The organism is Flavobacterium sp. TR2 (genome assembly GCF_025252405.1).
GTDB lineage: Bacteria > Bacteroidota > Bacteroidia > Flavobacteriales > Flavobacteriaceae > Flavobacterium.
In genome coordinates this window covers 1,651,849-1,675,438 of the sequence record NZ_CP104307.1, presented here as the reverse complement: position 1 = coordinate 1,675,438, position 23,590 = coordinate 1,651,849, and the positions used below count along the sequence as shown (strand labels likewise).

18 protein-coding genes are annotated in these 23,590 nt (G+C 35.4%); 5 read left to right on the top strand and 13 right to left on the bottom strand.

The genetic code is table 11. The features are described from left to right. The first annotated feature begins 136 nt into the window (after positions 1-136). Together N4T20_RS07570 and N4T20_RS07565 are read left to right on the top strand one after the other, a co-directional pair. Positions 137-382 carry an Ada metal-binding domain-containing protein gene (locus tag N4T20_RS07570; RefSeq protein ID WP_260672452.1) on the top strand — a complete coding sequence of 82 codons (246 nt, stop codon included), beginning with the start codon at positions 137-139 and terminating at the stop codon, positions 380-382. Further along, positions 369-977 (top strand): alpha-ketoglutarate-dependent dioxygenase AlkB family protein, encoded by a 609-nt coding sequence (locus N4T20_RS07565; protein WP_260672451.1) that lies wholly within the window; start codon positions 369-371, stop codon positions 975-977. Before N4T20_RS07570 ends, N4T20_RS07565 begins: the two co-directional genes overlap by 14 nt. 5 nt (positions 978-982) lie before the next feature. Here the strand turns inward: N4T20_RS07565 and N4T20_RS07560 are convergent, their stop codons facing one another. Next, complete coding sequence (locus N4T20_RS07560; RefSeq protein WP_260672450.1) at positions 983-1,300, bottom strand: MmcQ/YjbR family DNA-binding protein; 318 nt, start codon at positions 1,298-1,300, stop codon at positions 983-985. Between the two features lie 30 nt (positions 1,301-1,330). Further along, the gene (locus N4T20_RS07555; protein ID WP_260672449.1) at positions 1,331-2,086 is read right to left on the bottom strand and encodes an NrtR DNA-binding winged helix domain-containing protein; all 756 of its coding nucleotides are present in this window, start codon (positions 2,084-2,086) and stop codon (positions 1,331-1,333) included. A gap of 280 nt (positions 2,087-2,366) precedes the next feature. Here N4T20_RS07555 and N4T20_RS07550 point away from each other — a divergent pair, with 280 nt between their 5' ends. Continuing rightward, positions 2,367-2,624 carry a hypothetical protein gene (locus tag N4T20_RS07550; RefSeq protein WP_260672448.1) on the top strand — a complete coding sequence of 86 codons (258 nt, stop codon included), beginning with the start codon at positions 2,367-2,369 and terminating at the stop codon, positions 2,622-2,624. A gap of 149 nt (positions 2,625-2,773) precedes the next feature. Then, positions 2,774-4,795: a hypothetical protein gene (locus N4T20_RS07545; protein WP_260672447.1), complete on the top strand. Its 2,022-nt coding sequence runs from the start codon at positions 2,774-2,776 to the stop codon at positions 4,793-4,795. Positions 4,796-4,974: 179 nt separating this feature from the next. Here the strand turns inward: N4T20_RS07545 and N4T20_RS07540 are convergent, their stop codons facing one another. The 9 genes from N4T20_RS07540 to N4T20_RS07500 form a co-directional block, all read right to left on the bottom strand. Continuing rightward, entirely contained in the window at positions 4,975-7,203 is a 2,229-nt protein-coding gene (locus N4T20_RS07540) for a glycoside hydrolase family 3 N-terminal domain-containing protein (protein WP_260672446.1), read from the bottom strand. 11 nt (positions 7,204-7,214) lie between these two features. Next, positions 7,215-8,639, bottom strand: a complete 1,425-nt coding sequence (locus N4T20_RS07535) for a glycoside hydrolase family 30 beta sandwich domain-containing protein (RefSeq protein WP_260672445.1) — start codon at positions 8,637-8,639, stop codon at positions 7,215-7,217. Positions 8,640-8,641: 2 nt separating this feature from the next. Beyond that, entirely contained in the window at positions 8,642-9,481 is an 840-nt protein-coding gene (locus N4T20_RS07530; protein ID WP_260672444.1) for an endonuclease/exonuclease/phosphatase family protein, read from the bottom strand. 72 nt (positions 9,482-9,553) lie between these two features. After that, positions 9,554-10,627 carry a glycoside hydrolase family 16 protein gene (locus N4T20_RS07525; protein WP_260672443.1) on the bottom strand — a complete coding sequence of 358 codons (1,074 nt, stop codon included), beginning with the start codon at positions 10,625-10,627 and terminating at the stop codon, positions 9,554-9,556. Between the two features lie 135 nt (positions 10,628-10,762). Then, complete coding sequence (locus tag N4T20_RS07520; protein WP_260672442.1) at positions 10,763-12,232, bottom strand: glycoside hydrolase family 30 protein; 1,470 nt, start codon at positions 12,230-12,232, stop codon at positions 10,763-10,765. A gap of 28 nt (positions 12,233-12,260) precedes the next feature. Beyond that, positions 12,261-13,712: a glycoside hydrolase family 30 protein gene (locus tag N4T20_RS07515; RefSeq protein WP_260672441.1), complete on the bottom strand. Its 1,452-nt coding sequence runs from the start codon at positions 13,710-13,712 to the stop codon at positions 12,261-12,263. Positions 13,713-13,805: 93 nt separating this feature from the next. Continuing rightward, positions 13,806-15,260 (bottom strand): glycoside hydrolase family 30 protein, encoded by a 1,455-nt coding sequence (locus tag N4T20_RS07510; protein WP_260672440.1) that lies wholly within the window; start codon positions 15,258-15,260, stop codon positions 13,806-13,808. A gap of 169 nt (positions 15,261-15,429) precedes the next feature. Further along, entirely contained in the window at positions 15,430-16,938 is a 1,509-nt protein-coding gene (locus tag N4T20_RS07505) for a RagB/SusD family nutrient uptake outer membrane protein (protein ID WP_260672439.1), read from the bottom strand. Between the two features lie 15 nt (positions 16,939-16,953). After that, positions 16,954-20,064, bottom strand: a complete 3,111-nt coding sequence (locus tag N4T20_RS07500; RefSeq protein ID WP_260672438.1) for a SusC/RagA family TonB-linked outer membrane protein — start codon at positions 20,062-20,064, stop codon at positions 16,954-16,956. A 469-nt stretch (positions 20,065-20,533) separates the two neighbouring features. On the opposite strand from N4T20_RS07500, the gene N4T20_RS07495 reads away from it, so the two are divergent. Continuing rightward, positions 20,534-20,710 carry a hypothetical protein gene (locus N4T20_RS07495; RefSeq protein WP_260672437.1) on the top strand — a complete coding sequence of 59 codons (177 nt, stop codon included), beginning with the start codon at positions 20,534-20,536 and terminating at the stop codon, positions 20,708-20,710. Positions 20,711-21,062: 352 nt separating this feature from the next. On the opposite strand, the gene N4T20_RS07490 is transcribed toward N4T20_RS07495, so the two are convergent. After that, entirely contained in the window at positions 21,063-21,854 is a 792-nt protein-coding gene (locus N4T20_RS07490) for a hypothetical protein (protein ID WP_260672436.1), read from the bottom strand. A 28-nt stretch (positions 21,855-21,882) separates the two neighbouring features. Further along, on the bottom strand, positions 21,883-23,589 hold the full coding sequence (locus tag N4T20_RS07485) for a RagB/SusD family nutrient uptake outer membrane protein (RefSeq protein ID WP_260672435.1): 1,707 nt from the start codon (positions 23,587-23,589) through the stop codon (positions 21,883-21,885). Position 23,590 lies beyond the last annotated feature (1 nt).

Here is a 23,590-nt window from a genome sequence, read left to right as displayed (position 1 = left end):
AGGCATTTTCCTCACAGATACCGTAGATTTAAACAGATTTTTAATAATAATTCTTTTAATCTGTGGCAAATTAAAAACCAATCTTTGCGTAAACGCCGCAGTGCGTCTCTACCATAAAAAAATCTAAAAAAAACAAATGCTTCAACACAATAAAATAACCGATTCGGATCTTCGAAATAAAATTAAAAAAGGCGAAATTTGTTTCGGTGGCAACCAAAAATTAAAAATCTACGGAACGCTTCAATGTTCTTCGGGAAAAAGAATGAAACGAGAGAATCGCGTCTTTTTTTCTTCTGAAAAAGAAGCAAAACAAAACGGCTTCAGACCTTGCGGACATTGTATGAAATTGGAATATCAAAAATGGAAAAATGGACTTATTTAACCCTCAAATAGACGAAACAACTAATCTGCTTCCAAAAGATGGAACGGTGCATTATTACGGAAAATTATTTTCTAGACAGCAAGCTGATTTCTATCGTGATATTTTATTAAACACAATCGAATGGAAAAATGATGAAGCCGTCATCTTTGGGAAATTAATCCTAACCAAAAGAAAAGTCGCGTGGTACGGCGATCAGGAATTTGAATACACGTATTCGAATACTACCAAAAAAGCTTTGCCTTGGACTCCCGAACTTTTAGAGTTAAAAAAAATCATTGAAGAAAAAACGGGAGAAACTTTCAATTCCTGTCTGCTGAACTTATATCATACCGGAGAAGAAGGAATGGCTTGGCATAGCGATGCCGAAAAAGATTTAAAGAAAAATGGCGCAATCGGATCTGTGAGTTTTGGTGCCGAACGAAAATTTGCCTTCAAGCATAAAGAATCAAAAGAAACGGTTTCTCTGATTTTGGAACATGGAAGCTTGCTCGTGATGAAAGATGAAACGCAAACCCACTGGCTTCATCGTCTTCCTCCAACAAAGACTACTCAAAAGCCAAGGGTTAACTTGACTTTTAGAACTATTGTGAGATAGAACGATTACTTTTTAGAAGCCACATTTTCGTACGAGCGAATTAAAGCATCTTCAAACATTTCAGGTCTTACTCTTGACAGCTCGACAATTGTCCAGCCTTGTTTTCCCCATTTGTTTGGAATTGGATAAAAAATCTTTTCGCTAGACGCACAAAAGACCGACTGATCGATTTCAGTTAATTTTAAAACGGCATGATCATTTTTTTTGTCAAAAGTGGCAAAAATCTTCTTTTTAATGCGAAAAGAGTTTTTCTCAAAATGAGGTTCTTCTGTTGCATCTGGAAATGACATTGCTAATTTTCTAAATTCTTCAATTGAAACCATAATATCATTTTTAAAGATTAAAACTTACATTTACCACCCCTGATTCAGCCCATTTTTAAGAATTTCATCGTATTTTTCTTTATCAAAAGAATATAGGTTTGGGGCTTTGTGTGCGACATTGCTTTTCTTTTCGTCTAGTTTGGTCAGGATTCCGATATTGGTGATTTTGCGTAAAAAATTACGGCGGTCAAGCTTTTTATCCAAAATCGTTTCGTACAATTTCTGCAATTCCGGAATTGTAAATTTCTCTGGCAGCAAATTGTACCCAATTGGCATTAAATTCAGTTCTGTCCTTAAAGTATCCAGAGCTTTATCCAAAATCTCCCTATGGTCCAAAATAAGTTCAGGGACTTCTTTATGGTCAATCCATTCTACAACTTCATGCCTGCCTGCAGGGTTTGGAAGAATTTTCGAAAAATCTACCAAAGCATAATATCCAATTGTCACAAAACGGCGTGTGAGCCACTTCCCTTTTTCTTCTTCAATCTGAAGATATTCCAATGTTTTTTTATCAAAATGCTGCTTGTTGCGATTCACTTTTCCAAAAGTTGCAAATTGCCTTAAAAAAACGCCATCAACACCAGTTCTGCCATTCAATATCGTTATGGCGGCAGTATCAATATCCTGATCTACAGGGATAAAACCGCCAGGCAAAGACCATTTATTGGCTCGTTCCACTTTAATCAATAACACTTTTAGCTGATTATCGTGAAAACCAAAAATGACACAATCTATAGAAAGTCCTGGCTGATAGTTTTCGTTATTATCTATAATGTCTTTTAACATCAAAATCTGTATAAATTCTTCTTTTAATAACTCTGCAATTTACTTCATTTTTATAAAACTGACGTCTTTTTTCTAAAGAGATGATTTTCAACCCAAACAGAAGTGTCGAAATCACAATTTTAACGAAAATTTAAAATCAAATTTAAAAAAAATAAGTACATTGCGTCATAATAACACATTAGTGGTTTTAATTGTTAAAATTCCAATCAAAAACAAAAAAATAATACAAACAGCTACCATTTATCTTCAAAGTGAGTGTAGAAATTAAATGTAGAACGTTATGAATGCCAATACTTTAAAAAATTTTAATCAAAAGATTAGAAGCAAAATTCTAGATTCTTTTGGTTTTGTCTCTAAAACCTATCTTTTAGAAGCTTCATTAAAATATAGTGAAGAACAGGAAAGGATTTTCAACGAAATGATTGTTGAAACCGATGCAAAGAACAAAAAAGCAAAACAAGAAGCATTTGACAAAGCTTTGTATGCTTCTTATAAAGGAATTGGCGCAATGGATTTTGTGAATACTGTTATAAAATAACCTTGTCCCTGTTTATAATTTATAATGCTGCCTCGCTTTTTAGTGAGGCTTTTTTATTATAAATTTAAAATCTTTATGAAAGAAAATAGTTATTTATTAGCTATTTTAGCTGTTTTTAAAAGTAAGAATATATCCCTACAAGAAGAATCATGGAAAATATCATTGAAACAGAAAGTTACAAAATTCAAAAACCAGAAAACTGGGCTCCTACAATTACTGATGATCAGCTTATCGAATCTATAAAAGAGTCGGATTTCTCTACTAAACAAGTTGACGAAGGACGTGATTTCTGCTATTTCTTAGACAAAATCTATTATACAAACGATACCGAAAACAGCGAATATGCCTGCGTTGCTTATACGCTTAACGAACCGTCAAATCTTGAAAGCGCTTCGGTAAGAGATGTTGTTGTAGAAGAAAATGAGACTTATATCATACACCGAATCAGTGTTTTGAGAGATGGCGTTTTGATTGATAAAATTGCCGATACGAAAATTAAAGTTTTGGACAGCGAAAATCAAAGTGATGGAGGCGTTTTGAGCAGCAACAAAAAGGTAAACATTACCATTAAGGATTTGCGCCTTTATGATGTTTTAATTACCGAAGATTCTCGTACAAAGGTTTTTACCGATCGAGATTTTATGCGAAAAGAATTTCTTAAATATGTGTACGTAACGCCGAGCACGTATTGGGCTTACGGAAAATATAAGTTTTCATTTATCAATGATAGAAAAGAAACAATTGCATACAAAAAAACGTTTTTTAGAGACGAAGAAGGAAATGTTTTAGAACCAGAAATCAATTATCTTAAAAAAGGCGAACAATTTGCAATTGAAAAAGAAAACTACATTAACTCTTTTGATGCCAACAGAGAAATTGCTCCTTTTATTGATTTTGCGACAGACCGCAACTGGATTGATTTGTCTAATTACATTTCTCCTCTTTATGAAGAAATATACAGCAAAGCTTCTCTAAAAGATTTTGCTCCAAACCTTGTTGAAAAACTGGATGCCATTGCAGATCAAGACGAGAAACTGCAGTTTGCTATTGATTATGTACAGAGCCATGTCTATTATATTTTTAATGCTGATGAAATGAACGGCCACAAACCGCAAGAACCATCAGTAACTTATGAAAATAAACAGGGTGACTGTAAAGCAAAATCGGTTTTATTAAAAGTGGTTTTAGATTACATCAATGTTGATTCTTCTGTGGTATTGGTAAACTTTAATTCAGATCATTACATTAAATATTATCTTCCGTCTTTATTGACTTTTAATCATGTTATTGTAAAAATCAATTACAAAGGCGAAACTTATTTTGTCGATGCAACTTCGAGAGATGAATTTGGTTTGATCGAAAACCGAGGCTATATCTATTTTATGCATTATTTGGAGGTTAAGCCAAATCAGGAATTGGAAATAAAAGAGCCTCATAAATTTTCTTACTACGGTATCAATGAGAAAGTAGATTTTAGCGTTCAAAACAATACCGGACAGCTAAAATTGGTTACGACTTACAAAGGAAATCGCGCCAATTATATGCGTAAATATTTCAAAAACACAAACAAAAGAGAAATAATTGACAGCTGGAATAATTTCCTTTTCTATGCTTTAAATTATTCTGGCGATAGAAACGGAACTGATGTCAGAACCATTTTTAAAGATGCAGCGATTGAGATTTTAAGCGATGATAAAAAGCTGAATGAGTTTACCATTCAGTACAACACTTTAATCGAGAATCCTTATTTTACAGATCCTGAAAAGAATCGCTTTTTAATGTATTTTGACCGAAACGTAGTTAAAAACTCAGCACGCGATTTTATACACAGCGACCTTTCTTTCTGGCATAATTTTGATAACGAGAAATACGAAATCAATTTAACGACAGATCAGAAAATAGATACTCAGGAAAAATACACTATTCAGGAAAGTACTATTGCAAATCCGTATTTTGATTATACGAGCCGTAAAAAAGTGACTAAAAATGGTGCTTCTATACTTGTCGATTTTAAACCGTTGATCAATCTAGAAATTCCAAGTGAAGATTTTGAAGATTTTAGAAATGCGCATCATGAAGTTGCCGACAGCAATTTCGGAATTGGAATCGATATTATCGAGGAAGGCTTATTGAATATGCTGAAATACAGTTTCAAGAAACGTCTTAAATAATAAAATTTGATATACAAAAAACGGGGCCTTTAAGACCCCGTTTTTATTTAATAAATTGTGCTTAATTATTTTCAACACATAAAAACATATTTTTTGCTATGTGTGGAAACTTGTTTCCTTTGGTCTTTTTTTACAACATTTAAATCTATGTTTCTATGTGTTTAATTTCACCCAATTGATTAATTTACTAATTCAAAATCAGATTTTAATTTAATATCTGCTGATGAGGTTCCGATCATTACTTCAAAATCTCCTGGTTCAGCAACCCATTCTAACTTATTATTGTAGAAAGAAAGTCTCTCTTTATCAATTGTAAATTCGATTGTTTTAGATTCTCCCGCATTTAATTTCACTTTTTGGAAATCTTTCAACTCTAAAACCGGTCTCACAACAGATCCGAATTTATCTTTCAAATACAGCTGAACTACTTCTTCTCCAGTTACTTTTCCGCTATTTTTCAATTGGAAAGAAACTTTAATCGTTTCACTGCTTTTTATTTTCGCTGAAGATAATTTCAATCCTGAATAATCAAATGTTGTATAGCTCAAACCGTATCCAAAAGGATATTTTGGAGAATTTTTCAAATCGATGTAAGCCGAAACATAGTTTATTGAATTTTCGTCTTTAGCTGGTCTTCCCGTGCTGAAGTGATTGTAATAAATTGGCACTTGCCCTACTTCTCTCGGGAAAGTCATTGGCAATTTCCCAGATGGATTATAATCTCCAAATAAAACATTCGCAATTGCATTTCCAGCTTCGCTTCCTAGCCACCATGTGTACATAATTGCAGGAACATTGTCTGCGGTCCAATTGAAAACAAGAGGCCTTCCTGCATTTATTAAAACTACAACTGGTTTTCCTGTAGCCATAACTGCTTTTATCAAATCTTCCTGAACGCCTGGCAAATGAATATCACTTCGGCTTTTTGCCTCACCGCTCATATCATGTCTTTCGCCAACACTCAAAATAACAACATCTGCTTGTTTGGCAGTTGCAACAGCTTCTGCAAAACCATCTTTATTGTCACCTGTAACTTCACAGCCTTTTGCATACAATAATTTGGTGTTTTTGCCTACTTTACTTTGCAGACCATCCCATTGCGAAACGACCCATTTATCATAATTCACTTCTGGCAATTCTACAGCCCAAAATCCCATATTGGCCTTATACTCTTTTACCATTGGTCCGATGAAAGCAATTGTTTTGGTGCTTTTTGAAATTGGCAAGGTCTGGTTTTCATTCTTTAATAAAACGATACTTTTCTCAGCCATTTCAAGAGCCGCTTTTCTATGCTCAGGATTTGCCAAAGCTTTTTCTTCTCTCTTTGGATCTGAATATTTGTAAGGATCATCAAACAATCCTAGTTCAAATTTCTTGCGAAGAATGCGTCTTACAGCGTCATCAACCAGATCAATAGAAACTCTGCCTTCTTTTACTAACTCTGCCAAATTTTTACGGTATGCATTACTTTCCATATCCATATCGCTTCCTGCGGTAATGGCTGAGTATGCCGCTTCTTTAAGATCTTTAGAATATCCATGAGCTACCATCTCTCCAATTGACCCCCAGTCTGATACTACGAATCCTTGAAAATTCCATTTTCCTTTTAAAATATCTCTTTGCAGATGTGCATTTCCTGTTGCTGGGATTCCGTTAATATCATTGAAAGAATTCATAAATGTCGCAGCACCTGCGTCTAAAGCAGCTTTGAAAGGCGGCAAATACGTTTCCAAAAGCATTCTTTCGCTCATATCAACAGAATTGTAATCTCTTCCTCCAACACCTGCTCCATAAGCAGCAAAGTGTTTTACGCAGGCCATAACTGAGTTTAAATCTCCCAATTTGTTTCCTTGAAAACCCTTTACTCTGGCATAAGCAATTTTAGATCCTAAATAAGTGTCTTCTCCAGCGCCTTCCATTACACGCCCCCAACGCGGATCACGGCCAATATCTACCATTGGAGCAAATGTCCAATGAATTCCGCTGGCCGATGCTTCAGTTGCGGCAACTCTTGCTGCCAATTCGATTGCTTGCAAATCCCAGCTCGCTGCTTCGGCTAAAGGAAGGGGAAAAGTGGTTTTATAGCCGTGAATAACGTCCTGACCAAACAGCAACGGAATTTTAAGTCTTGACTGCATTGCCAATTCCTGATACCCTCTGGTATATTTTGTTCCAATAACATTTAGCATCGAACCAATTAAACCTTGTTTGATTTCGGCTTGTTTGTTCGGATTTATGGTAATGGGCCCTGTTGCCTGATTATCGCCAGTATATTGATTCAGCTGGCCGACCTTTTCTTCAATTGTCATTTTTTTCAACAGATCGTTGACTTTCTGATCTATTGTCTGCTGCTGTGCCGACGCAAAAAGCGAAAGCATAAACAGCGTAATTGTGGTTACTTTTTTCATAGTTTAAGTTTTTACCAAACGAAAGTAGCTACTGCCCCAGCGTTTAGTGTGGTTGCGGTTTGTTTTTGGTTGTATTTAATATTGAATGTTTCTGCCGAAGCTCCATCATTTTCTACAATTAAAACGGTTTGTCCCGATGGAGTTTTGAAAGCCACGTTATATAAGTTTCCTGCAATATTACTTCCAATTCTTACTGAACCTTCTGGAACAAATTTAGAAGCGTGCCCGATGATATAATATCCTACTTCTCTCTTAATGTTCTGATTCTGATCGATCATTAAAGCTCCTTTGCAAGTGGAGCATCCTCCTGGCGTGAAAGGTTTGTAGAATTCATCATTTGCCAATCCCCATGAAAGGGCATTTTTACTCCAATTTCTCATTGAACCGATTACTACATTTTTTACGCTCCATTTCAAATCGGTTTCAAAATTAGTTCCTGAACCTGTATATTGTTCTGTAAAATACAAATCTTTGTTTGGAAAAGCATTATGAACAGTAGTTAAAGCACTAATATCTCCTTCGTACAAATGAAAAGCTGATCCTGCTACAAACGGATTTGCTTTTGGATCTTTTAAAATTGTTAAAGGATATTCTGGCTTGTTGCAGTTGTGGTCGTAAACAATAATTTTGGTTTTGATTCCTGCTTTCGCGAAAGCGGGGCCTAAATGATTCCCAATAAAATCTGCCTGCTGTTCTGCCAGCATTAACAAACTCGGATTGTTTCCTGGATGCAATGGCTCATTTTGAGGCGTTATGGCATCGATAACAATTCCGTGCGATTTCATGGCTTGAATATATTTTACAAAATACTGCGCATAAACTCCATAATATTTTGGCTGTAAGCTTCCTCCTTTTGAGCTTCCGTTGTCTTTCATCCAAACTGGCGGAGACCACGGAGATCCCATTATTTTTATTTTAGGTTTTATAGCTAATATTTCTTTTAAAACCGGAATTACATCGTCTAAATCTGGACCAAGATTAAAGTGCTCCAAATTCAGATCTGTTTGTCCTTCTGGCATATCATCATACGAAAAAACTTTTTCATTCAAATCTGATGCCCCAATACTTATTCTTAAATAACTTAGACCGATTGCGTCATTTTTTCTTGAAAATAATTCCTGAAGCAAGGCATCTCTTTTTGGTTTATCCAATTTTTTAATAGCCTGAGCGCTTCCTCCTGTTAATGAAAATCCAAATCCTTCGATGGTTTGAAATTTTTCAGCTGGATTTACTTCAATCGTCTGATTTGAATTGCTTTCTGAGCCAAAAACTAAATCTGTCTGCTTTTTAAGTTTTGAAGTTTCATCTGTAGTAGTAATCCAAGATTCTACTTTTCCAGAATTGGCAGTAACACTTTTTGAAGATCCGCAGTTTAACTGCATTGCAATTAGCGGCAGCAAAACTAGGATTTGAAGTTTTTTGTTGATGTTTTTCATTTTTAATCTATTTCTATTAGGACAGGCAAATGATCTGACGGATATTTTAAATCTTTAGAATCACTTAGCACTGCGTGTTTTTGAATTTTTAAACCACTATTTTTTGAAATAAAAATATAGTCTAATAATAATGTTACGGGCTCGTTGTGTTTGAAATCGTTGAAAGTTCCTGAAGGCCCGAAAGGTTTTTCTATTGAAACATCTCTAGTGTCATCCATTACTTTTTTGATTTCGCCAATTTGCGTTGTATTTGGTTCAGAATTAAAATCACCCATTAAAAAAGCTGGATAATTTTTGGTGTTTAATTCCTTAATTTTAGCAAGAACAAGCTGTACGCCTTTTATTCTTGCTTCTTCACCCATATGGTCCAAATGCAAATTGAAAACCCAAAATATTTTTTTAGTTTTTAAATCTTTAAAAAGTCCGTAAGTGCAAACTCTGTTGCAAGCTGCATCCCAACCTCTTGAAACCACATTTGGAGTTTCGGACAGCCAGAAAGTGCTAGATTGTTCGACTTTAAAACGATCTTTTTTATAGTAAATCGTACAGGCTTCTCCCAGTCCGTCTTCTTCTCTTCCTACTCCAAATCTGTTATAATTTGGCAGAGCCGATGCAATATCTAAAACTTGATTTGGCGTTGCTTCCTGAACTCCAAAAATTTCCGGGCTATAAAACCCAATTTGGGCTGTGAAATAATCCTTTCGTTTTAGCCATGCATTTTCTCCATCTGAGGCAACATCCAAACGGATATTATAAGTCATAATTTTTAAATTCTGACCATAAAATGAGTTCACGGCTAAAAGCAGCATTACTGCAAAAACAAGTTTGTTTATCTTTTTCATGTTAAAAAATTTTAATCTTGTAAAGCTAGTGTTTACAAGGCTTACAAGAAAAAAATCTATTTAAAAGTTATGTTAATTATAGACTCTTACGTAATCAATTTCGTAAGTTGCTGTTTTGAAATTTGGATCTACAGTTCCACCAAAATTTCCTCCCATTGCTAAATTTAGAATCACAAAGAATTTGGCATTAAATGGAGTTGTGCTCGAGTTTTTATATGTGTAAAATAAATTATCGTCTACATAAAATTTGATGTTTTCGGCATCCCATTCGGCCGCATATATATGAAACTCGGTTGTTGAATTTGGCGCTGTAGTTGTTTTTGTATCTGGCGTGTTGCCTGAACGCCCTGGAGAATGCAGTGACGAATGAATCACATTTGGATTGTTTCCAACTGATTCTAAAATATCTATTTCTCCGCACAAAGGCCATCCTGCTGTGTCAATATTGTCGCCTAACAGCCAGAAAGCTGGCCAAGTACCGCCGCCAACTGGCAATTTTGCGCGAACTTCTGCTCTTCCGTATTTAAATGAAAATTTGCCTTTTGTCAGCATTCTTGTAGAAGTGTATTGGCTTCCTTGATAATTTTCTTTGATTGCTGTAATTTTCAAAAGGCCTCCTTCTATTTTTACATTTTCAGAACGGTTTGTATAATATTGCAATTCGTTGTTCCCAAAACCGTTTCCATTTCCTAAATCATAGCCCCATTTTGAAGTATCTGGTGCTCCATCTGTATTAAATTCGTCTGACCAGATTAATTTTCTGGTTACGAAAATATTTATTGTTGTAGAAGCATTAGTATACTTTATTCCGTTAAATGCCGTAACATCAATCGTATAGCTTTTTGTTCCTGGTTGGGTAAACTCATATGAAAAATTGCTGGTTGTAAACTCTTTTGTTTCATTGTTTACCACTATTTTATATGATTTTGCATTAGGGGCATCGATCTTTAAATTAATTTTTCCGCTTCCGTCTCCATTTGGCATTTCGGCAGTTTTACCGACAATATCAACTTGTACAGAAATTTTATCAGGTGCTGTCTCTACAGGGTTATCTGTGGTATCGTTGTTACTGCTGCATGACTGAAATACAAATAATAGGATTAAAGTAAATATTCCTGCTCTATTTGCGAGATTGATTATTTTCATCTTTTTATTATTTAAATGGTTTAGTTAATAAATTGAATATCAAGATAAATATTATTTTTTCTATTTCTTGGTTTTACCGCTAACAAAAAAAATTTAAACTAAAAGCGAGTTTCAAAATTGAAATGCTTATTTAGGTCATTTCCAAGTATAAGTTCCAACTGATCCCGCATCTAGCGAAGTTGTTACCCATTTTCCATTAAATTTAATATTGAAAGTTTCGGTTGCATTGCCATCATTTTCTACAATCAGTACTTTAGATCCTGAAGGCGTTATAAAAGCGACATTCTGCAAACTGCCTCCTGAATTGCTTTCAATTCTAGTAGATCCCATAGGGACAAATTTTGAAGCATGGGCAATAATATAATAGGCAACATTACGCTCAAAACGGTCAGCAGAGGTTATGGTTATAGCACCTTTACACATTTCGCATCCCCCATCTGTGTGGGGTCCAAAATTTGCATTGTTGGCCAGATTCCATTCTAATGCATTTTTACTGTAATTTCTCATCGCCCCGATAATTACATTTCGAAGATGCCATTTTAAATCACCCCCAAATTGTCCGTCAGATGATGTCCATTGTTCTGTAAAATATACATTCTTTGTCGGATAGGAATTGAACACATCGCTTAGGGCGCTGATATCTCCTGCGTATAAATGGAAGGCTGATCCGTCTACAAAAGGAAATGCATCTGCATCTGCCAAAATCGCTTTAGGATAATTTGGATTGTCGCAATTGTGATCGTAAGCAATAATTTTTACATTTAGGTTTGCTGCTTTAAATGCTGGCCCTAAACTATTTTTTATAAACTTTGCCTGATCTGCTGCAGACATATACATACTTGGGTTGTTTCCGTCGTGCAAGGGCTCATTTTGAGGAGTTACAGCATCGATTGTGATGCCTTCTGCCTTCATCTGCTGAATGTATTTTACAAAATATTTTGCGTAGACATCATAATATTCTGTTTTCAGTTTTCCACCTTTAAAACTAGCAAGATCTTTCATCCAAAGAGGTGCCGACCAAGGAGTTGCCAAGATTAAAATTTTCGGATTAATTGCCAAAATTTCTTTTAGCATGGCAATTAGATTTTTGTCTTTTTCTAAACTAAATTTTTCTAGATTTAAATCTGTTTCTCCAGCTACAAGATCGTTATAAGTAAAAGGAGCTGCATTTAAATCTGAAGCTCCAATGCTGATTCTGATATAACTTACTCCTATTGAGTTTTCGCCAGAACCAAATAGCTCTTGCAAAAGAGCAGTTCTTTTTACAGCATTTAACTGGTTTATAACTTCTACGCTTCCTCCTGTCAGGGTATATCCAAAACCGTCAATTGTCTGATATTTTTGAGCCGCATTCACTTCAATATTGGCATAAGCATTTGCTGTAGTGCCGAAACCTAATACTGCTGTCTGTTTTTCAAATAAAACGCTTTGATTTCCTTTTGTCAGCCAAAAATTAACATCGTTTGTAACTGCTGGAGGATTTACAACTGGCGGGTCTACAGGCGGATTTTCTACAGGATCACTCGAAGAAGAGCATTTTACCTGAGCCAAAACGACGGCCATGCAGCAAAACGCTTTTATGGTATTTTTAAAATTAAATTTCATTTTTGTGGTTTTTTAGTTAGCTTGACAATTAATATACAATACTCTGTATGGCATGAGCCGGAATTGTAATTGTCGTTTTTTCTTTTTGATTTTCTAAAGAATAAACCATCTCTTTTTCAGATTGATTCATTACAATGGTAATCAATTGTCCATCAGGATTTTTAAAAGAAGTACTTAATAAGGATTTGTCGCTTATGGTTTCAAGCACTCTTTTTGCATTTGGTCTTATGAATTTTGAGAAATGCCCAATATAGTAATACATTGGTGTATAAATCAGCTCGTCTTTTGTTGTATCGGCATGAATAGGTGCAAAACAGAAGTTTCCGACATGATTTGGCCCTCCGTTTTGGTCTAAAAGAATATTCCAGTCTGTCCATCCCACAGTGCCATTATTAAAATCATGAATCATATTGATTCCGTAACGTTCTGCATTTCCCCAAAACTGATATTTTGAAGCGTCAAATTTTTCGATACAGCCTTCTGTAAAAAGCAGTTTTTTGTTTGGAAATGCTTCATGAACTTTTGCTACAGACTCAAATTGAGGCGGGCCTCCGTTCCAAGTTTCATACCAATGAAATCCGATTCCCCAAGCATATTTAGCAACTTCAGGATCTGAAAAAACAAGATTGGCTCTTTTGGTTAGCATATCTCCACGATTATGATCCCAAATAATAACATTTTTAGAGCCTAGCCCCTCTTTTTCTAAAGTTGGCCCAAGATGATTTTTAAGAAAGTCTCTTTCTGCTTCTGGCGTGTAGATGCAAGATTCCCATCTTTGTTTGGCCATTGGTTCGTTTTGAACTGTTAATCCCCAGATTGGAATTCCTTCTTTTTCGTATTCTTTTATGAATTTGGCATAGTACAATGCCCATGCTGGTGCAAATTCGGGCAATAAAACGCCGCCGTGCAAAATATCATTATTGTCTTTCATGAAAGCTGGGGGACTCCATGGGCTGACAAATAAAGTTAGTTTTCCGCCGGCTGTTTCAATTGCTTTTTTAATTAAAGGGATTCTGTATTTTCGATCATGATCTATATTAAAAGTCTTTAGATCTTTGTCTCCTTCAGAAATATAAGTATAGCTGTCGCTGCTAAAATCGCAGCTGTGAATGTTTGTTCTTGCCAAAGTGTACCCAATACCTTTCTTTTTATCGTAATAAGCAGTCAAGAATTCCTGCTGTTTTTTTGGCGATAATTTTGCAAAAACTTCTGCGCTTGCATCTGTAATTGCTCCTCCGATTCCGAGGAAGGTTTGGTCTGTTTTTTCAGCATTTACAGTAATAGATACTGTTGCTGTTTTTTGTTGTGTAGTGCTGTTTTTTGAAATCAGATCATTTGACAATGATAATTTCAAGTTTGTTTTTTCGGCGGTAGTATAAACCTTTATTTTATTATTTTTTTGAGCTGTTAGTTTTGAAGTAAAACAACTTAATTGCAGTAAGACAAAGGCCGATAAAAATATTTGAGAGGTAATTTTCATATTGCTTAAAAAATCGTTTTAAAAATTAAAAGCAAAGAGAAGACTAAATTGGTTGATTCAAATTAGTCCTCTTCATTACTTCATTGCAAAATATTAATAAACAAGTGTTTGTATAGCGTGTGCTGGAATTTTCACTTCTGCCTTCTGATCACCAATAATTAAATTGTAAGTAAGATCATTAGCTGATTGGTTCATGACAATAGTAGCCATAGTCCCGTCAGCATTTAAAAAAGAGGTGCTTAATACAGCGCTTTTGCTTGTTGCAGAGCTAACTCGCACTGCGTTTAGACGGATAAACTTTGAAAAGTGTCCAATGTAATAATAAGATGGAGTGTAAATTAACTCTCCTGTGGTAGTATCTGCATGAATTGGCGCAAAACAGAAATTTCCAACATGATTTGGACCACCGTTCTGGTCTAGAAGAATATTCCAATCTGTCCAAGCAACTGTTCCGTTGTTAAAATCATGAATCATGTTAATTCCGTAACGCTCTGCATTACCCCAAAATTGATATTTTGCTGCGTCAAATTTTTCAATGCATCCTTCTGTAAACATCAGCTTTTTATCTGGATACGCTTCATTTACTTTCCCTACATTATCAAACATCGGCGCACCGCCAGACCACGTTTCGTACCAGTGAAATCCCATTCCCCAAACATATTTTGATGCTTCTGGATCTGAGTAAATTACGTTAGCGCGATAATTCATCAAATCGCGGTTGTGATCCCAAACAATGATTTTTTTATCTCCAAGATTTTCTTTTTTCAAAGTTGGCCCAAGATAATTTTTGATAAAATCTCTTTCTGCTTCTGCTGTGTAAATGCAAGATTCCCAAGTTTGAACAGCCATTGGCTCATTTTGTGTTGAAGTTCCCCAAATCGGGATTCCTTCTTTTTCATAAGCTTTAATAAATTTCACGTAAAAATTTGCCCAAGTCTGATAGTATTCAGGAAGCAAGGTTCCTCCTTTTAGCACATTTTTGTTGCTTTTCATAAAAGCATTTGGCGACCAAGGTGCTGCGTACGTTGTAAGCTTTCCTCCTGCTTTTTGGATGGCTTGTTTTATTAGAGGAATACGATATTGCCTGTCATGGTCAATAGAAAAAGTCTTAAGTTCCTTGTCTCCTTCTTCGATATAAGAGTAGCTTCCGCTGCTAAAATCAGAACTTTGAATGGTTGTTCTTAGCAAAGAATAGCCAATTCCTTTTTGCTGATCGTAGTAAGCATTTAAAAATTCTGCTTGTTTTTCTTTTGAAAGTTTAGCAAATATTTCGGCACTGGCATCTGTAATAGCCCCTCCGATTCCCATAAAAGTCTGAAACTTTTTGGCTGGTTCTACAAAAACAGAGGTTTCTGTTTCTAGAGGCTGTTTTGCAGCAGAAAAAGTCAAATTATCTGTAGTAGTCAGTCGTAACTTTGAATTTTCTGCAGTGGTATAAACGGTTATTTTTTTGCCGTTGGTTGTAAACTCTTTTTTTGTTTTGGGCTGTTGTGCAAAAGCTGCTGCGGCAAACAAAAGGCATAAAATTTTTAGGCTATTTTTTTTCATTCGCTTCCAATTATTATATTTTAAATTGAAGTTTAGAAGAAATCAAAAAATCGAGTTCTACCCTTTGAGGATTTAAAAAATAGCCCATACTCATAATGATTATGGGCTATTTACAACCAAACTTAAACTTAAACTTAACTTAACTTTTTATTTTTTTCGGAATTCAATCTTATTGGTAGTTAGGATTTTGTTTCAATTTAGTACCGTTAAGTTCTGTGTACGGAATTGGGAAAATCTCATCTGTTCCAGCATCAAAGCCTCTGTCAGATAATGCAGCTGCCGCATCTCCCCATCTTACTAAATCAAAGAATCTATGTCCTTCACCTGCTAATTCCATTCTTCTTTCGTGCTTAATAGCAGCTAATGTTACAGGTACTGAACCTAATCCAGCTCTTTTTCTTACTGCATCAAGCAATGCTTGCGCTCTAGCTCCAGATCCTAAAGCTTCTGCTTCCATCAAGTAAGTATCTGCAAGTCTGATTACATAAGAGTTTTGCTTGTAGTTCAACTCTGAGTTACCTCCACCTGTACTAACATCTGACTGTCTTGGAAGGTATTTGTTCAAGAAATATCCTGTATCTTGGTAAGCTGGAATATAATTTGCTTTGCCTGCTGCTTTTAGGGCTTTTAAATCAAGAATTGTAGCATCTTTACGTGGATCGCCTTGCATTGCATCATATAATTTTTGAGTTGCAACGTTGAAAGCCCATCCTGAAGGAAGATTTGGTGCTGTAGAACCTGCTGGTCTAGAATATCCTCTAGGTCCAACCATAATGTTTAAAGAGTTTCCTTCGTCTCTACCAGATCCCCAGAATGTCCAGTCAGAGTTACCTGCACTACTATGAGATACCTCTATTAAAGATTCTGCATTGAATTTATTAGATGTTACCCATAGGTCGCTAAAATTATCCAACAATTTATTTCCGTATTGGTTTGTCTCGCCTGGAGTACCATTTACTTCTGCTAATACTGCAGCTGCTTCGGTCTTTTTACCTTCGTACAAATATACTTTTCCTAAAAGTGCTTGAGCCGCTCCTTTATTAAATCTTCCTGCTTCAGTATCCTTAGCCACATTATTTGGCAAAACCGCAATAGCCTCAGTTAAATCTTTCTCGATTTGAGCATAAATAACTTCTGGCGCAACTTGCTCAGGAGTGTAGATTGTTTCTGTAGATAATGGCTCTAAAACTAATGCAAGGTTTTTGAACATTCGTACTAAATTAAAATAGTAAAGTGCACGTAGTGTTTTAGCTTCTGCTGCAAATCTATTTCGTACCGCATCATTCATTGAAGCTGCTGGCAACTTAATTAACAACTGATTTGCTCTAGAAATACCTTGATAGTGATCATTCCAGTAACTTCCCGGAATAGTAACTGAAGATAGTGAGTGTGTTGAGAAGTTTTGGATTCCTGTTCCATCTGTAGAGCTACCTCCACCAGCATAAAAATCATCCGAACCAGCATTCAGCATGGCTACCATGTTTTCAAAACCTCCAGTGTTTTTTCTCATCGGATCGTAAACTCCAATTAAAGCCGCATAACATTGCTGCTCATTAGAAAAATACGTATTTGTATCAAATTTACCTTCTGGGTTGATGGTCACAAAATCTTCAGAGCAAGATCCTAAAACCGCCATTGCCACGGCTACATATATATATTTAAATTTTATCGTTTTCATGATTCTTTAATTTTTTTAAAATTGAACGTTAGCTCCAAATAGAATAGATCTTGCTTGCGGATAAACTCCTTTATCTACACCATAAACTTGACCTCCAATTTCTGGATCATATCCAGTGTACTTTGTAAAAGTGACTAAGTTTTCTCCTGTTAGGTAAAAACGAACTTTATCTGCTCCAATTTTTGACGACAAATTAGTTGGCATTGTGTATCCAACAGTAACCACTTTTAAGCGTAGATAATTTCCTTTTTCAAGATAAAAATCAGACATATTTGTGTAATTTTTATTTGGATCGTCATTTGTCAATCTTGGATAATCATTTGAAGTTCCTTCTCCTGTCCAACGATCTAAAGCTTTTGTCTGATAGTTTGCGTTTAATACGTCTAGCCTTCTTAAACCTTGGAAAATTTTGCTTCCGGCTGCTCCTTGAGTAAATGCCATAAAGTCAAAGTTTTTATAATCTAAGTTTATTGTAAGACCAAAAGTATATTTAGGCACGTTTGTTCCTAAGAATTGTTTATCGTCTTCTGTAATCTTCCCATCATTATTAGAATCTACCCAACGGAAATCTCCAGGTCTAGCATTTGGCTGAATTAGACCTCCTGATGCATTTTTGTATGCTGCAACTTCTGCAGCATTTTGAAAAATTCCAGCTGTTTTATAACCGTAAAATTCGTTAAATGAGTGTCCAACTTGTGTTCTAGTTACAGGTCCCATAGATTGGAAAGTAGCATCTCCAACAATAAAGTTTGTAGATGAACCTACATACGTAATTTCGTTTTTCAAGTAAGCAACGTTACCATTAACACCTAAATTAAATTCTCCAAGCCTTTTCTTGTATCCTAATTCTACCTCAAAACCGCTGTTGTCCATATCAGCAATATTTGCAGAAGGCGCTTCAGCTACTCCAACATATCCAGGAATTACAACGTTTCTTAAGATTCCTGTTGTTGTTTTTTTGTAGTAATCAAGCGTAAGAGAAAAATCATTAAACAACTTCGCATCAAGACCAACAGTCGTTTGAGATGTTTCCTCCCATCCTAAGTTTGCATTTGGAAGCGTAGAGTTTCCGTATCCCGTTGTAATTCCTCCTGTAGTTCCTACAGCATAGTTATAACCTCCAACAACTGTAGCTCTATATTTAAATTCATCAATGTTATCATTACCTACAACTCCGTAACCTCCGCGTAGTTTTAAAGTATTAACTACATTGTTTTCTTTCCAGAAACCTTCTTTAGAAAGTACCCATCCTAGAGAGAATGAAGGGAAAACTCCCCATTTTTTGTTTTCACCAAAACGAGTTGAACCATCACGACGAACAATACCTGTAAAAAGATATTTTTCCATGTAATCGTAGTTAGCACGTAAAAACAATGAAGATAATTTGTGCTCTACAAAATCGCTTGCTCTGTTAACTCTATCAGATTGCGGAATATCGAAGTTAAAAGAAGCATCTTTGTAGCTTGTAATTGGCAATCCGAACATTGTTACTCCAATAGAACCTCCAATGTTTTCAACATAAGCTCCTTGTCCAGCTAAAACACTCACGTTGTGATCTCCAAATTTATTAGCATAACTTAAAGTATTCTCTAATGTCCATGCTAAAGATTTATTGTTGTTTTGGCTGTAGTTATTTCTATCCGCTTTCATGTTTGGGTTTAAGAAGAAAACTGGAGTAAACATTTCATCTCCCCAATAAGCTAATTTACCACCAAGTGTCGTTCTAAACTTTAAGTGGCTTGTAATGTTAGCCTCTAAATAAGCATTCCCAACAAAATCGTCTGACCAGTTGTATCCTCCTAATCTAGTTTGAATATATCCAAGAGGATTTGTCATCTCTTGCTGTACTAAAGAAGAAATTCCGTAAGGATTACCATTTGCATCTCTAACAACATTTGGATTAGTATAAAATCCTGTATTTGCTTCAGTAGGGTCCGTAACTACTAGTGGAGTAAGCGGATCTAAGTTGATTGCAGAACTTAAAGGTCCTCCGAACTCACTGTTTGTGTTTCCAATACCTTTTGTTTTTTGGTGTGTATATCCAAAAGTCTGTCCAAAAGTAAAGTAATCAGAAATTTTGTGAGTAGAGTTTAATCTAAAGTTTTTCTTTGTATAGTTAGAAATATCTGTCGTAACAATACCTTCTTGATCTTGAATTCCGAAAGAAGCGTAGAAAGTAGATTTTTCACCACCACCGCTAATGCTTAATTCGTGTGTGTATCTGAAAGCAGAATCATTAAAGATTGCATCTTGCCAATTTGTACCTTTTCCAAAAGATGCTGGATTTTGATATTTAATTGCACCACCATCATTTACAGATTTTTCATTCATTAAAGTTGCATACTGAGTCGCATTCAACATATCTAATTTTTTTGCTGGTGCTGATATACCTGCAAAACCATTATAGTTTACAGAAATTTTTCCTGCTTTACCTTTTTTAGTAGTAACTAAGATAACCCCTGTAGCCGCACGAGTACCATAGATTGCAGCAGACGCAGCATCTTTAAGCACCTCGATAGACTCAATATCGCTTTGATTGATAAAACCAATTGCATTTGCATCTACAGCAATACCGTCAACAACCCATAGAGGGTCATTTCCTCCTTCTCTAAATGTAGTGATACCTCTAACGCGAACTTTTGACTTTTCACCTGGCTGTCCAGAAACTGCAGCAACAGAAACCCCTGCTACTCTACCCTGTAAAGCCTGCTCAACTCTTCCGTTTGGCACTTTTTCAAGATCAGCCGATTTTACGCTAGAGATTGCCCCAGTTACAACAGATTTCTTTTGAGTCCCGTATCCAACCACTACAACCTCATTTAAAGATTGTGATTCTGGCTTTAATTGAATAGTAAGTTTTGTTCTTCCATTTACAGCTTCTGATACTGTAGAATAACCAATAAAGGTAATTGTTAATGTTCCGTTTGAAGGTGCTTGAATCTGAAATTTTCCGTCAAAGTCTGACGCAGTAGATTTTGTAGTACCTTTTAATAAAACTGTTGCACCTGGAACAGGTAAACCATTTTCATCATTAATTATTCCATTTACTGTGACATCCTGAGCCACAGCTATAACCGAGAATAACAAAGATGAAATACAAAAAACAAGTAATTTTGTTAATTTCATTTTTCTAAAAATTTTGGTTAATTAATTAGTAATTTGATGCAATACTAAAACTTAAATTTTACTTTTCACAGCTAACAATCATTACAAAAACACATCAAAAAGAAAAAAATAATATTATAAAAACACATCAAAAAAATTATAAATAATTGATTTTTAGATATTTGAAAAAACAAAAAATAGTACTAAAGAAAAGTTAATTTTAAAAAAGAACACTACATCAATATTTTACTGCATTATATTGTCAAAAATTATCTAAACTACAACGTGGTAGTAGCCTTAAAAACAATATAAACAACTACTATACAAACATTTACATAATAATAGGGTGTCATTTTAGCCAAAAAAGAGAAATAAAGAATATGATATTTTTACCCTACTTTTTTTACATTATCAACAATTATTTTTAGAGAAAGAAAATTCTTATTTTACATATTTTTATAAGAATTTATTTATTTTTCATTACTTAAAAATGAAAAGAAAAGCAGAGTTAGCATGGCTGAAAACTAAAAAAAAAGACATTTTTCAATTCAACTTTGATGCAGAAGGGAATTTTGCGATGATTCTCAAATTCAGAGTTGGGTTAGGCTTCGAGAATTCCAAAGAAATTTTAACAGTTTACACAATCAAAATACAAGAAATGGATTAAAGAAGATTAGAAAGGTCGTTAGGCAAGCTGGCTTATTATATTTTTGACACCTCATGAAAGAGCTAAATAAAGAAGAATTTTGCCAGAATATTCGATAGAGAATAAAAAAAGATGTTTTTTAGGCAATAAACTCCTCATTGCGACACACAATAAATTCTTTAACATTGAAGCAAAAAAATAGCCCATAATCGAAATTATGGGCTACCCAGGCAATAAACTTAACTTAAACTAACCATAGTTTAAACCTTAAAATACGCTTACATTTATTTAAGGAAGCATAAAATGTTTGAAAATTCGAAAAAGGAATTTTTTAGTCTTCCTTTTTCGAAATAACTAACACAAAACATTATCGTTATTCAGGTCTGTAAACAAATGTCCAGCCTGTTGTAGCATCTTTTAAGCTTCTCGGAACATACAGTACTAATTTGTCTTCTGTAAGTGTAATAATACTGTACTCGTTAGCGGCATTTCCAGCTTCGTACCCTAAAATTTTCGAATTAATAATGTATAGCTTTTTATTCGCAATATCCATCACAAAACTTCCTTTTTCGGCTGCTGCAGTAGCAGTTTGATAGTGATTGTAATTTGCCGCGCCATTTAAGTCGAAGTGCATTTTACCGCTTACGTCCAACGGAGGACAGCAGTCTCCTGCATTCCACCATGCACTCATAGCTGAATCTGGATTATCTGGGGGAGACATAAACCAATACTGATCGCCTGTACCAGCAACGCCATCAAAAACCCATGTTTTACCAGCGGCAGTGTTGTTGCTCACCAAGTCATACCAATCTTGATCTAATGGGGTATCTAGCCTATCAACTTGCACGTCAATTGTTTTAGTAAAGAATTCAGCTCCAAGTGTTCCCACAAATGTAAAAGTCGATTTCCCTGGAATAGGATAAACAATAGTCACTTCGTTTGTCAGCGCTTTTCCTAAATTATAGTCCCAATAGCCTGTAACTCCAGGCGTATTCATACTTAAGGTAATCTTGTTTCCCCCGGGAGGTGTTTGTTTGGTTGTTAATTCAACTCCGGCAACGTCTGTCGAATTCTCCAAATGCTGTTCGTCTACAATTGGGTCACATGCCGAAATGACCAGCATACACACAGCAATTAGTAAATATTTTATATTATGAATTTTCATCTTTCTAATTATTAATAGTTATTAAATATTACCAACCTGGATTCTGATTGTAAACTCCATTTAATAGTCTTACTTCTGCTTCTGGAATAGGCACTAAACCTTTTGTTTCAGATCTGTATTTGACACTGTAATTTGCATCAACTCCAGAGTTTCTCACTTGAATTACATCATTAAATGCGGTATCAACATCTCCCCAACGAACAAGGTCAAACCAGTGCAGCCCTTCAAAAGCTAATTCGTGCAGACGCTCAGTTTTAATATTATCAAGAGAATAAGCAACTGGGCCTAAGTGCGCTCTCAATCTTACCGCATTCATACCGTCTGCTGTTTTTGTAATTTCAGAATGCATTAATAGTACATCTGCAAAACGCATGAAAATAAAATCCTGAGCATGCATTAACTGCATATCTGCATTTGACCAAGCATACATCTGAACAAACATACCTACGTTTGATCCTTTGCCATTATCATGCTGCAACGAAGTATATTTTTTATTGAAATATCCTGTTTCATGATCTCCTTTGTCTTTTGCATAACCATCTGTTCCTTGATCGGCTCTGCCTACTTCTAGTATAGAACCACGTTTTCTTGGATCTGCATCATCCCAACCGCTATACAATTTAGGGTTTACAGTACACCATCCCCATCCTTCTCCAAAAGGAACTAGTGAATTACCGCGCAGCGAATTGAACAAGGCTAATCTGTTGGTATAAATATTACCATTTGCCCAGCCCCAGTCACCAAAAGAGAATCTTTGCACAAACATAGTCTCATAGTTTCCTGTTCCAAATGTCGGAGTGACTCCGTCTTGACCTACCCATGCTAAGCCTTCTGTTGTTGCCCAAGGCAATACATTCTTTCCTGCACTTTTATTTACATAAGAATAAGCCCAAAGATTTCTAAAATCAGATGCTAATTTATGTCCGCTATTATTGATGCAATCCTCTAGGTATGCAGCCACTTGCGCTCCTGTCAAAGAACCGCCTCCAACAAGTGGCAAGTCTGTAGTTGCCTTCTTTTCAATATTACTCATGTATCCAGTGTAAAATAAAAATACGCGACCTAAGTATGCTTCAGCAACCCATTTATTTGCATGACCGTATCTCGAAGTCGGAATACTTGGAAATGGCGTAGCAGGCATAGTTTCGATAGCCAATTTTAAATCGGATGCGATTTGCGCAAATGTTTCGGTATAAGTTGATCTCGCTACCAATCGATCTCCATCATATTTTATGATCATTGGCACTCCTCCAAAGAATTTAGCCAATCTGAAGTAAAAGAAAGCTCTCATAAATAAGGCTTCACCAACAGCCTGTTTTTTAAAATCTTCTGCTTCTTGAGGCGTATTAAAATACTTAGAAAAATCTGCCAACGATGCTTTTTCTATGATAGCATTCGCTCTCGAAATCCCATTATAAGATTGTTTCCACATATCACGATAGGTATCTTCTGCAGGGTCTTCAAAATTATCAACCCATTTAGCCGATTTATCATCAGGACCTCCCCCGCCAAACATCATATTATCCATCAAATTGGCCGCCACTTGTTCTTCGCTATGAACATTTGCTGTATAGATGGCATTATAAACCCCAGCCATTGCTTCATTTATATCTGTTGGAGTTCTATAAAAATTATCTAAGCTCTTTTCTGAAAGGTTCTCCGTATCTAGCTCATCATTACAGCTAGATGCCACAAAAATTGCCGAGATTGCTATTATATATCTTAGTTTTTTCATT